Here is a 12,143-nt window from a genome sequence, read left to right on the forward strand (position 1 = left end):
AGTTTTCAGGCGCCGTCAACATACCCTTCGGGATCGATCCAACGACCGCGTCACCAGGTAGAGCGTTTTGAGTGCGGACTGCTCGTTCGGGAAGTGCCCTCGAGCGCGCACCGCACGCCGCTAGCGGGGCGTTGAGACTTTCGATAGCGTTGGTGGAGCACAACACTCGTCGAATTTCGACGTCGTTGTCAAGGAACGGGATGAACTCCTCCCACGCACTCTCCCACAGGGTCACGATCGCCGGGTACGGCGTGCCCCACTTCTCAGCGAATTCCTCCCATCGCAGCCGGGCCTCAGCGGCGGTCAGCGCGGTGTAGATCGGTCTGAGATCGGCGCTGATCTTGTCCCTATACTTGCGGGAGGCGTACTTGAAGGTGTTCCGGATCAAATGGATGATGCACGTCTGTACCGTGGCCAACGGAAACGCGGCGGACACACTGTCGGGCGACCCTTTCAAGCCGTCACAGACAAGGGAGAAGATGCCCCTGGCACCCCGGTTCTTGAGGTCGGTGAGCACCGCCCGCCGGAACGTGGCCGACTCGCTGCCGCCGTCGCCAGCCCACATGCCGAGGATGTCTTTGTGCCCATCGAGATCAACCCCGATCGCGGCGTAGATCGGCCGGCTACTCACTCACGCACCTCATCCGCGGTGGTGACATCGTGTTCTTGACCAGTCTCAACTGGCCCTGCCACCAGGGCATCCACGCCCTCGACTGTGTCGGTCATCGTCGTGATTCCTCCTGCCCCACGCCGGGGGCGATCAAACCACTTACACCGAATCAGCGACAGTCCCCCCTGCGGCGTCAGTCTGTACGCGTGAAGTTGGCGAAGAAGTCATCGATTGTTGATAGGTCGGCATACCGTCGAAAATGAGCGACGTCGACCTTGACGAAGACACCGCTAGAGGTGAAATACGTTCGATCATCGAACGATCCAACGGCCGCGATGTGCAGTAGGCGATCCGACTCGTGGTCAATCCAAGCAGAGAGGCGAATGGGAGTGTGCAGAGGGACCGGCTGACGGTATTCGACGGTCAGGGTGCGGGTCACCGCGGGGGTCCGCGCGATCCACAGGGTGAAACCCATGATGTCGTCGCAAGCGGCCGAGATCGCTCCGCCGTGCGCCAACCCGGGCGCGCCAAGGTGCCTCTCGTCGAAGGTGTGATCGGCGTACACCCGCTCGCCACTCCGGTAGACCTCAAGTTGAAGTCCGTGGGGGTTTTCGCTTCCGCAGCCCATGCACTGGGACGAGTGCGCCGGCAGTCTTGCTTCTGAGGTCATCTTCTGATCGTTGTCCTTACTAAGCCGCCACCTACTCAAACAGGGTGCGGGGGTCGATGAGGTGTGGGAGCAGGTCCCGACACGGTCTTTCTGTAAACACTATAGGTAATACTGCCAGTACCTGGTACCGTCCATAACGCGCACCAGCATTAAGCGGCGCATACCCCGTGTACGAGGGAAGGAGAGGTCCATCACCACTCGGACCGGCGCCAACCGTTTCCTGGACGGCGCCGCCACTTTCGGTAGCACCCTCGGCTTGGCTGGCCAGGCCCTGCGGTGGGTAGCGGTAGACATTGCTACGGGACGGTTTCCGTTTCGCGAAGCCGTATCGCAGACTTGGTTCGTTATTGTCGTGACGACTCTGCCCGCGATTCTGGTAGCTGTGCCATTCGGTGTCATCGTGTCGGTACAAGTGGGAAGCCTCACTCAGCAAGTTGGGGCCACGTCAATTGCTGGCGCCGCTGGGGGCCTCGGGATCATTCAACAGGGAGCGCCCATCGTTACCGCCCTTCTACTCGGGGGCGCGGCCGGATCAGCGATTGCCTCTGATTTGGGCGCTCGAACGATTCGCGAAGAAATTGCCGCCATGGAGACACTCGGACTCAACCCCACCAGGCGCGTCGTAGCACCTCGGTTCGTATCTGTGTTGATCACTGCGCCGATGCTCTGCATGCTGATCGTCTTCACCGGGCTGCTGGCGGGCTACGCCATCAGCGTCGATGTCCAAGGCATCACACCCGGCAGCTATGTTGCATCGTTCGCGTCGTTCGCATCGGTAACCGACATCGTTGTCGCTCTATGCAAATCGCTTGTGTTCGGACTTGTCGTGGTGACGATTGCTTGTCACCGCGGGCTGTCGACGAAGGGCGGCCCTAAAGGCGTCGCAACCTCGGTCAATGCCACCGTAGTGCTGGGTGTCGTCGCGTGCTTCGTGATCAATGTCTTTATCACGCAACTAACAACCATGTTCGTCCCCCAAACCATTGGATGAGAAACGCCTCGTGACCACCGTTCCCTCCCGGAGGTTCTCCGCCGCCACCCGGCCGGTCGGTGCCGTGATCGCGCCCGTTGCACAAGTACCTGAACGCTTGGGGCACGTCGCGACCTTTGTGATCGCCGCGGTCCTCGGCATCCGCCATGTCATCACCACATACCGGCGCCAAACCCTGCTCTACATACAAGAATTCGCCTGGGGTAGAGGTGCAGTCTTGGTCGGTGGTGGAACGGCCATCGTCCTCGCCATCCTCGGCATCGCCGTCGGCGCCTCAATCGGTATCCAGGGTTACGCCTCGCTGGACCTCGTAGGGATGGGTTCACTGACTGGATTCATCTCTTCCTACGCTAACACCCGAGAGCTTGCGCCAATGATCGCTGCGATCGGGTTCGCAGCACAAGCCGGCTGCCGGTTGACAGCTGAGATAGGCTCGATGCGCATTTCCGAGGAGATCGACGCTCTCGAGGCTATGGCGGTACGTCCCATTCCCTTCGTCGTCAGCACTCGCGTAGTGGCGTCGATCACGACCGTGATTCCTTTGTACATCATCGCGCTTATTCTCGGATTCGCGGCCGCTAAGCTCGTCGTCACACAGGTACACGGCCAATCCGGCGGCACTTATGATTTCTATTTCGACCAGTTCCTCAAACCTCAGGACCTTATCTTCTCGCTCATCAAAGTTCTTGTATTTGTCGTTTCCGTAGTGATTATCCATAGCTATCAGGGCTACTTCGCCACAGGCGGAGCTGAGGGGGTAGGCCGGGCGTCCGGCCGAGCGATCCGCACGAGCCTCATCGTCATCGTCGTGGAGGACATGATTCTGACACTTCTGATGTGGGGATTCGATTCCGGCGTACGGATTTCTGGGTAGGGGGGTTCAGTGGCTGTCTTTCATGATCCGTCCGGGCGCGAACCATCGCACGGGAACCTGGTCCTTCGGGGGGTCGCCCTCTTAATCCTCGGCGCGATAGCTGCCTACTTACTGATAAGTGACGCTAACGGTGACTTCAGCGATCACACGTCGTTGACCATCAACACCGACGCGATAGGCGACGGATTGAAGGGGGGATCGGAAGTGAAGTACCTTGGGTTCACCGTGGGCGAGGTCTCGAGCATCTCGGTTCGAGACCGTGGCGCGACGGTCAAAATCAACTTCACCGGTTCCGGCAACGACCTAGATCTCCGGCAGGGCATGACGGTGAATTACACTTCGGCAAACGCACTGGGACCGACGGCACTGGAAATCGTAGATCCTGGACACGGACCGCCCATCGGTTCCGGCGGGAGTGTCTACGTAAGCAGGTTGCAGTCTGAACAGACCTCGGTGTCAACACTTGTTCGCAAGATCTCCACGCTGGTCGAGGCACTGGACCAGCCCTCGTTCGAAGCGGTGGTGAGGTTCATCGTCGAGGATTCGCAGGCAATGTCTGATAGCGGAAAACTCGTATTCCAGATCGCGAAGCTCACGCGGGATGTCCAGAAACGGCCGGTCGGGGAGGACCTAGAAATTGCAGCCAATCTGTCCACCGGAGTCGCCGACTTCATGACGCCGTTCGTCCCTGGCGTCTTGAAGAACGTCGATATCGCTGACTTTTTCGCCACTCAACAGAACATCGATCGCACGAAAAGCAATCTCGGCGACACGGGAAAGGTTCTGTTCGGTGCACTCGGCGGACTGCTCGACAAGAATTACCCGGCCCTGAGTTCGCTGTTAGACGTCGGCCTTGATCTAGCGCGGCCCGTCGCCAGATCCGCCTCGGGGCTCGTTCGCACGGTGTACACGATCCCGCAGATCCTCGATGGCATCGACAAAGCCTTGCCGAAATTCGGCGACCGAGTCCAGCTCCAGCTAGCACTGGTGGTCCAGACCTCACCTGCTCTACAAAGCGCATTGAGAATGGGGGGGCCCACGGGATGACTCTGAGGTCTCTGACACCCACAATCATTAAGATCACCGCGTTCACCGCTGTCATCGGCGTCCTTACGTATGTCATCATCGCGATTCTGCAGCCGACCAACGAAGGATCCTCCAGTTCGCAGCATTCCGCGGTTTTTGCCGACGCTTCCGGACTCAAGCCCCGCGACGGGGTACGACTCGCTGGAGTGAAGGTGGGATATGTAACGGCTGTCGACCTGAAGGGATCAACAGCGATCGTCCGTTTCCAACTGGACGACGGCGTCTCGATTACCCCCGCGACGACTGCCGCCGTCCGTTACCAAAACCTGCTGGGGCAGCGGTATGTGGAGCTCATCAATGCCGGACAAGGCGCCGACCAGGAGTCGATCACACAGGTGGCACTCAACAAGACCGTCCCGTCGTTCGACGTATCGACACTATTCAACAGTTTCAAACCAGTATTCGATACATTGAATACGGCCGAGATCAATGAGCTTCAGTCGAACCTGCTACGGGTCGCCCAGGGGGACGGTCGAGGTATCGCACCAGTCATGAAGCAAGTCGCGAACATCACCGAGTACGGGAACCAGCGTTCAGAGATCATCACCAACATTGTGACGAGCCTGGGACAGGTGTCTGATCAGTTGATGGGGCGCTCCGCCGAACTGGTCGAGTTGATAGACAAATTGGGGTCAATCGTCGATGCGTTCAGCCGCGTGAGCGATCGCCTGAGGGCCTCGCTGCGGGAGGTCAACCGTTCGATGGCGAAGACTGTGCTCTCCGGTGAGCAGATCGAGTCGACCTACGACACCAGCTTCGCGGCCATTTATCAGAGATTGGTGCGGGAGCCAGGGGATACAGAAAGCTTACTGAACGGTGCCGTTCTCCTGAAGCCACTCCTGGACGCCCTGGAAACTACATCCAAAGCGACACCTTCGTCCTCGGCGGCAGGGTGCGCCCGAGGAGTGCTCGACCTACCGAGAACAGCGCAGATCGCCCTGATGGGTCAACGACTGGTGGTGTGCCAGTGACCCGCTTCTTCGATAAGCGTCCGCATCACCGCCCGCAGCGTCGGCGCGACCTCATCCTGGCGGGAGTCGTTACGATGGTCACGGTGGCCGGCCTCGTCGTGGCGGGTGCTGTGTACATCTCACCGCCCGGACAAACTAGCTACAGTGCCAAGTTAGTCAATACCGGCGGATTGGAAGCCGGCGACCAGGTACGTATCGCCGGGATCAGGAAAGGCAAGGTCGCGTCAGTCGACCTGACCGGAACGTTCATCACCGTGCGATTCCGGCTGGATGACTCGATTGCCGTTCGGTCGGACGCGACGGCGAACGTCCGTCTCATCACCCCTATTGGTGGACGTGTATTGGACCTCGACCCAGGTTCAGGCCCGTCGGCCCTCGACGGTGCAATCCCACTGGAGCAGACAAGCAGCACCTACGACATTTCCAGCACGCTTGAGACAACCACACCGGTGTTCCGTGACGTGCGTGGTGTTGATCTACGGCGCACAGCGGCGCTGCTACAGAATGCTTTCTCCGACGGAAACACCAATATCCCTGATGCCCTGCAAAACGCGAGCAGCCTGATGGACCTACTGCAACGTCAGTACGCACAACTCGACAAGACGATGACGTTGTCCGATGAGTACGTCGCCGCCCTCGCAAACCGCAAGCAGGTACTCGTGGACTTCCTCCGCCAGCTCAGCTTCCTTGCCCGCACCCTTGGACCAGACATCGCCAACGTCCAGAACGGATTCGATTATCTGCGCCGTCTTTTCAAGCTACTGACCCGACCGCTTGTCGCGTACCGCGACGGAATAGAACCATCGGTACAACAGTTCAAGACCCTTCTGAACAAGGTGTCGGCCCAGATGCCCGCCTACGCAAACGCGCTGACCCAGGTCGATCAGATCACCAGACGACTGAGCATTCTTCTCGACGCTCCAGAGGTCGGTCCAGCGAGTCCTGAACCGACTGTCCGCATCTGCATCCCGAGTGGTGATCAAAAATGCTGACAGAGCGGATGCGTCAGCATCTGATCCCGATCGCCACCATCGTCACACTCGCAGTAGTGATCGCGGCCGTAGGAATCAACTATGCGACAGCCGACGACGACACGCGGCCACTATGTGCGGAGTTTTCCGACGCATCAGGTCTGTACGAAGGCAACTCCGTCGCGATGCTCGGCAAGAAGGTGGGCAGGGTCGTAGGCATTCACGAGGAGGGCCAGAGGGGCGTGCGTGTCGACATGCGGATCGACAAGACCGTGCCGCTTCCCGCGGATGTGGGGGCCACCCTGGTGTCCACCTCGATTGTCACCGAAAGACAAATCGAGTTCACCCATCCCTATCGCGGCGGAGAGCATTACGAGTCGGCCAAGTGCATACCACTGAACAAAACCAGGACTCCACTGGGGATTAGTCAAACGCTCGACGCGATCAGCACTCTTTCCGATGAACTCGTCAAGGACGGCGGACGTGACACCGATGCGATTCTCCAGGCGCTCACGCTCGTCTCCAAGAACATGGAGGGAACCCAGGGCGATATCTCTGGCATTCTCAAGGACTCGGCCACGCTGATCAACGATCCGACCCGGCGTGATGGTCAGATACGCAGAATTGTAGCCAACCTCGCGACCTTAACCGGTGTTGCCACCGAGAACAGTGCTGAGGTGACCCAGCTGTTCGACAACTTCGTCGGCGCAATCGAGGTGATTGTTGCTTTCGGTCAAACATTCGGCGCCGCAACAGAGTACGCAGGTACCTTCGTCCCCATCCTGTCGCGATTGGCGTCCGACTTCGGTCCACCGATCTTCGCAATTGGTGATGCTGCGGTTCCACTCCTCGCGCAAGTAGGCAAGCAAGAGAACATCCTGGCGACCGTCGCCGCTCGAACGGCTGACCTCATCGTCAAGCATCCGGATGCGAAGTCGATCCTGCGGGCATTCGCCGTGTCTGTCCCACTGCAGACCCTAAGAACGGCGTGTGCCTCTCCCCCCGTCAACGGCGTCTGCAGGACGGGTAACGAAGTGGCGACGATCGCTAACTTGATCGGAGGGCAATCTCAATGATGACCTACGGCTACCTTCGCCGTGTCACGGCCGCGATCGTGACGCTGTTCGCAGCGACCATCGCCCTCGCCGCCTGCAGCATCAACGCCGACAACCCGCCGACCATCGGCGGATCATCCGCCCGAGACGGCTACGACATCGAGATCGAGTTCACGAGTGCTCTGAACTTGCCTGCCCGTGCCAAAGTCCTCTCTCGAGGGATTGACGTCGGTGCCGTCACCAGCGTCACGTACGACGGAGGCCACGCGCTGGTTGCCGCCCGAATTGATAAAGACGCCCAACTGCAGGAAGATTCGCGCGCGGAACTCCGCCAAGACACTCTCCTGGGCGAGATTTATGTGGCCATCCTTCCCCCCGCACAGCAGTCCACCCAAGCCTTGCTGCACGCGGGATCGGTAATACCTCTCTCACGCACCGAACCGGCTGCCAACGTCGAGGACGTGATGCGGGGGATGGCTAATGTACTGGGCGGGGGTGAACTCGATAAAATCCATACCGCGATATCGACACTGAACTCGACCTTTCCGAGTGACCCCGCCCAATTCGATACGCTTTACCGCACGACGTTGCGCACCGTGTCTGAGGTGTCCGCCAACACCGACAAACTCGACGTAGTCCTGCAGTCGGCCGATCGCACACTGAAAGTGATCCTGGCCGACCCGTCAGGTACTGACCGAATGTTGACCAAGGGGGGAGTGAACTTCTATGGTCTGGGCTATTCGCTAATTGACGTCGCGCTACTTATCGCCAACCTGCGCGACTTCGCAGTATCTGCCGGCCGTATCGTCGACCCTGAGTATTCCCGCATCAAGGAAACGGTAGGAGCGATCGCGCCGGTAATCGCGTCCATCGCGTACTCGGACATCTACTCCAAGGATGTTTCCGACAAGGCGACGCGTGTAATACGCGAGAAGCTCATCCCATTCGTCAGCTCGCCAGATATCAACGTTTCCGACGTGTCTATCGACGGCCAAGATCTAGCCCGACGTGATGCCGGGTCGTTCATTAACGTATTGCGAGCGATCGGAATGATGCCATGATCCGCAGCACCGTCGTATCCCTGGTTGCCCTTGTCGTCGTCTTCCTCGTCGGAGCAACATACCTGACCATCGACGTGGCACGAATAAACCCGTTCCGCTCCGACTACACGATCTCGGCCATACTCAAGAGCTCGGGCGGCCTGCTCGACACATCGCCGGTGATGCTAGAGGGGGTGCCGGCGGGCAAGGTGACATCTATTCGCGTCACAGATAATCAGCTCGCCGTCGACATGTCCATCGACTCCGGCTACAAGATCCCTCGCGGCAGTGTCATGACGATCCAGAACCTCTCGGTCGCGGGAGAGCAATACATCAACTTCATCCCACCGGATACCACCACCAGTGAGTACTTGCGTAGTGGGGACCTAGTGCCCGCCAGCGCCATCCACGTGTCCCAATCCGTTCCCCAGGTGCTCCCGAAAATGTCGGCAGTGGCCGACGCGCTCGATCCAGCATCGATTCAGACCATCAACGAAACGATCTCGGCTGCAGTCGACGGCCGGCAAAAGGACCTCGACACGATCGGAGACATGATGCACCGCCTCGTGGACTTCGTCGGTGACGACGGTGCGGTCCGTACCACCGCGGACAATGCCGAGTTCCTCCTGGGCCTCATGTCGAACGTGGGCGGTGTGCTCAGTACCGCGTCGGTCCGGACCCCGGATGCCGTCGACGGTTTGGCGAGAATCCAACGTGCGTTCATCGTTTTCACCTCTACGTCCTACGACAAATGGCCACCAATCCTGAAGCTAGTGGAAAAGCTCAGCGGTTACATCCAGATACTTCAGCCCGACATTGTCGCCATCACCCGCGCGGTCAAACCGGCGACGGCGAAAGTCGCAGACACATACGTCGACTTCGGATCGATCGGTGATCTCCTGGCGCGAACAGTCCCCGCGTCCCATCGGGGACAGGCGCAAATCCCGATCGCCGTCACACCATCACCCCGCTGACGCCCGATGTCTCCCCCCCCCTACCCCAGCATTTACAGAAGGCAGCAAATGACCGCACACGACAACGGATCAGAATCCGAGGACAGCGGCACCGAAAATGAGCTGACTACGGCTTCCGATAAGGCAGACCGCGGCGACGCCACTAGTGCCACAGAACCTGCGACGTCACAGGACGTTTCCGCCTCGGACGAGGCAAGCCCCCCGACGTCCGAGGCCGAGCAGCGCTGGGGATCAGCACGCCTCCAGGTGGTGGCCGTCGGTGCTCTCGTGGTAGTACTCGCGGTGCTGGCCGGGCTCTTTGCTTACCTCTACATTGACATGCGGCAAGCAAAGACGTCCCTGGAGGACGCCGCCACACAACGAGCGCAGGCAGCGCAGGCAGCATCGGACTACACCACAAAGTCGCTCACGTACAGCTACCAAAACACCGACGCATTCTTTACCGAAGTGAAAGAGAATGCCAGCGATGCGTTGGTCAAGCGATACGACGATGTCGAACCCACCCTGACCCAAATCATGAAACAGGCCAAGGTCCAAGCGGCGGGACGCGTACTGGCGACCAGCGTCACCGGCAGCGCCAGCGAGAACCGGGGGGAATACACGGTGCTGGTCTTCGCCACCCAGAAGACCCAGAATGTTCAGAACCCTCAGCCGAGCGAACTCCCCACACTGTTGAAAGTCGTCGTGCTGAAGACCGATAACGGCTGGCAGATCCAGGATTACGGACCTGCCGAATGATCCAGCGTCCGCCGCGAAAGGAGAGTTAGATGAAAAGCACCATGCAGGAGGTGCCGATGACAGTGTCATCGATACTGCGCCACGTCGCAACCAATCACACTGTTAGGCAGGTGATTACCTATTCCGTGAACGGCTCTGCCCGGTATGCGACCTACGGCGATCTTGAAGAGCGATGCGCACGTCTGGCGAATGCTCTGCGTCGGGTCGGCGTGGTCGGCGACGACCGCGTGGCAACGATGCTGTGGAACAACCAGGAGCACCTCGAAGCGTACGCTGCGGTACCCGCGATGGGCGCGGTGCTGCATACGCTGAACATCCGGTTGTCACCGGCTCAGCTGCAGTTCATCGCGAACCACGCCGAAGACAAGGTCATTATCGTGGACGGGTCGCTGGTTCCGTTGTTGGCGGCGGTCCTACCGGGCTTGGCGACGGTTCGGGTTGTGTTCGTTACCGGCGACGGCGACACCTCCCCGCTCGACGGGCACGGCGTGACCGTGATGCGATATCATGACGCGCTCGCAGCGGAATCCCCAGTGTTCTCTTGGGTCGATCCCGACGAGCGGTCGGCTGCGGGTATGTGTTATACGAGCGGCACTACAGGCGATCCCAAGGGGGTCGTCTACAGTCATCGCTCGGTGTTTCTGCACTCCATGGCAGCGTGTACCGGTAACGCTCTGGCGATCGCAGAAGCCGATCGTGTACTTCCCGTCGTGCCGATGTTTCATGCCAGCGCCTGGGGTCTGCCCTACGCGTCGCTGATGGCCGGCGCGGACTTGCTGATGCCTGATCGATACCTTCAAGCAGCGCCGCTCGCTGACATGATCCAACAACATCGCCCCACGAAGGCAGGAGCAGTACCGACAATCTGGAACGATCTTCTTCAGTACGGTATCGCGAATCCGGGTGTCGACTTGTCATCGATCGACCTTGTCGCCTGTGGTGGAGCTCCCGTCCCGCAGTCGTTGATCGAGGGGTTTGCGGACCGCTTCGGCGTACAGATTATTCAGGCGTGGGGTATGACTGAGACGTCCCCGCTTGCAGCGGTAGGTCGGCCTCCCGCCGGGATCAGCCCCGCAAAGGAAATATCTTACCGCAAGCGACAGGGACGGGCAATTTGCGGGGTGGAGATGCGCCTCATCGACGAGGGTGGCCTGCCTGTTCCCCGTGACGACAAGTCCGTCGGTGAACTCGAAGTGCGGGGTCCGTGGGTCACAGGCAGCTACTACCGACTCGAGGACACCGAGAGGTTTCGGGATGGCTGGTTGCGGACCGGCGACGTGGGACACATCAGTCCGGACGGGTATCTGACGCTGACCGACCGGTCCAAGGACGTCATCAAGTCCGGGGGCGAATGGATCTCGTCAGTGGAGCTCGAGAACTGGATCATGTCGCACCCGGATGTCGCCGAGGCCGCGGTTGTCGCGATGCCCGACCCCCGATGGCAGGAGACAGCTCTCGCTGTTGTGGTTCCGGCACCGGGTCGCGAAGTGTCGGCTGACACGCTCCACGAGTGGTGCCTAAGAAATTGCCCGGAGGAGATCCCGCACTGGTGGATCCCGAACAACTGGACGTTCATGGAGCAGATACCACGGACGAGCGTGGGCAAGTTCGACAAGAAGGTGTTGCGCGCGAAGCATGAGCAGGGCGAGCTGCCGGTTGTATCGAACTAGCGCCGCACGGGGTCGGCTTCGCGTCCGCACTGGCCGAGATAGGACACCGCCGAGGTAAGGCACAGATGTGCCCACCGAACGTCCTCAGCGTTCGGTGGGCACGTATTTATTGGAGCGATCCGTCTGCCCGATGGCCCCGGTGGGAAAGACAGAACCGTCACTGGGAATTGCGCGGCCATTCATCTCTCACTCATCGTTCGTTGGGCGCCGTTTTATCGAGCGTCGTAGAGTTTGCGAGGTGGACATCGCAGCCAGCGCTCCACATTCGCAGTCATCAGCACACAACATCGAAGGGGCCACCATCATGGCCGAGGCTATCGTGGGCGCAATCATTACCGACATCGTCGGCGAACTGGTCACCGGATCGATCGAGTCCGGATCAGACGAAGCTACCGCTTGAGCGCTTCACAGAAGAACACACCGCCCCGTGGCTTCTGCCGCGGGGCGGTCTCTTGGTGCGCGGGGGCTCGAGAGCTTGTCAAGATGTCTGTGT

The 12,143-nt window shown here is 59.8% G+C and carries 12 protein-coding genes and 1 pseudogene; 11 read left to right on the forward strand and 2 right to left on the reverse strand.

Annotated features, from left to right (window positions below):
- Positions 1-36 precede the first annotated feature (36 nt).
- Both AMD30_RS23500 and AMD30_RS23505 read right to left on the reverse strand, forming a co-directional pair.
- Positions 37-631: pseudogene (locus AMD30_RS23500) on the reverse strand (IS256 family transposase); the annotation flags it as partial.
- A 172-nt stretch (positions 632-803) separates the two neighbouring features.
- Complete coding sequence (locus AMD30_RS23505) at positions 804-1,280, reverse strand: PaaI family thioesterase (protein WP_005194983.1); 477 nt, start codon at positions 1,278-1,280, stop codon at positions 804-806.
- A 256-nt stretch (positions 1,281-1,536) separates the two neighbouring features.
- Between AMD30_RS23505 and AMD30_RS23510 the strand changes: the two genes are divergently transcribed.
- The 11 genes from AMD30_RS23510 (at position 1,537) to AMD30_RS25320 (ending at position 12,050) form a co-directional block, all read left to right on the forward strand.
- A complete protein-coding gene (locus AMD30_RS23510; protein ID WP_005194985.1) occupies positions 1,537-2,271 on the forward strand; it encodes an MlaE family ABC transporter permease in 735 nt (244 codons plus the stop codon).
- Between the two features lie 10 nt (positions 2,272-2,281).
- The gene (locus tag AMD30_RS23515) at positions 2,282-3,145 is read left to right on the forward strand and encodes an ABC transporter permease (protein WP_006369623.1); all 864 of its coding nucleotides are present in this window, start codon (positions 2,282-2,284) and stop codon (positions 3,143-3,145) included.
- Positions 3,146-3,154: 9 nt separating this feature from the next.
- Positions 3,155-4,192, forward strand: a complete 1,038-nt coding sequence (locus tag AMD30_RS23520) for an MlaD family protein (RefSeq protein WP_005195121.1) — start codon at positions 3,155-3,157, stop codon at positions 4,190-4,192.
- Positions 4,189-5,202 (forward strand): MlaD family protein, encoded by a 1,014-nt coding sequence (locus AMD30_RS23525; RefSeq protein WP_006369624.1) that lies wholly within the window; start codon positions 4,189-4,191, stop codon positions 5,200-5,202. Before AMD30_RS23520 ends, AMD30_RS23525 begins: the two co-directional genes overlap by 4 nt.
- Complete coding sequence (locus AMD30_RS23530) at positions 5,199-6,194, forward strand: MlaD family protein (RefSeq protein ID WP_006369625.1); 996 nt, start codon at positions 5,199-5,201, stop codon at positions 6,192-6,194. Before AMD30_RS23525 ends, AMD30_RS23530 begins: the two co-directional genes overlap by 4 nt.
- Positions 6,188-7,249, forward strand: a complete 1,062-nt coding sequence (locus tag AMD30_RS23535) for an MlaD family protein (protein ID WP_005195124.1) — start codon at positions 6,188-6,190, stop codon at positions 7,247-7,249. The genes AMD30_RS23530 and AMD30_RS23535 overlap by 7 nt, the downstream gene beginning before the upstream one ends.
- Positions 7,246-8,289, forward strand: coding sequence for an MlaD family protein (locus AMD30_RS23540; protein WP_005195125.1), 1,044 nt, complete (start codon positions 7,246-7,248; stop codon positions 8,287-8,289). The genes AMD30_RS23535 and AMD30_RS23540 overlap by 4 nt, the downstream gene beginning before the upstream one ends.
- The gene (locus AMD30_RS23545; RefSeq protein WP_006369626.1) at positions 8,286-9,242 is read left to right on the forward strand and encodes an MlaD family protein; all 957 of its coding nucleotides are present in this window, start codon (positions 8,286-8,288) and stop codon (positions 9,240-9,242) included. Before AMD30_RS23540 ends, AMD30_RS23545 begins: the two co-directional genes overlap by 4 nt.
- A gap of 48 nt (positions 9,243-9,290) precedes the next feature.
- On the forward strand, positions 9,291-9,980 hold the full coding sequence (locus AMD30_RS23550) for a hypothetical protein (RefSeq protein ID WP_005195127.1): 690 nt from the start codon (positions 9,291-9,293) through the stop codon (positions 9,978-9,980).
- 29 nt (positions 9,981-10,009) lie between these two features.
- The gene (locus AMD30_RS23555) at positions 10,010-11,650 is read left to right on the forward strand and encodes a long-chain fatty acid--CoA ligase (RefSeq protein WP_005195128.1); all 1,641 of its coding nucleotides are present in this window, start codon (positions 10,010-10,012) and stop codon (positions 11,648-11,650) included.
- A gap of 238 nt (positions 11,651-11,888) precedes the next feature.
- Complete coding sequence (locus tag AMD30_RS25320) at positions 11,889-12,050, forward strand: hypothetical protein (protein WP_005195129.1); 162 nt, start codon at positions 11,889-11,891, stop codon at positions 12,048-12,050.
- Positions 12,051-12,143: the final 93 nt, after the last annotated feature.

It is taken from the genome of Gordonia sp. HS-NH1 (assembly GCF_001418765.1).
Classification (GTDB): domain Bacteria; phylum Actinomycetota; class Actinomycetes; order Mycobacteriales; family Mycobacteriaceae; genus Gordonia.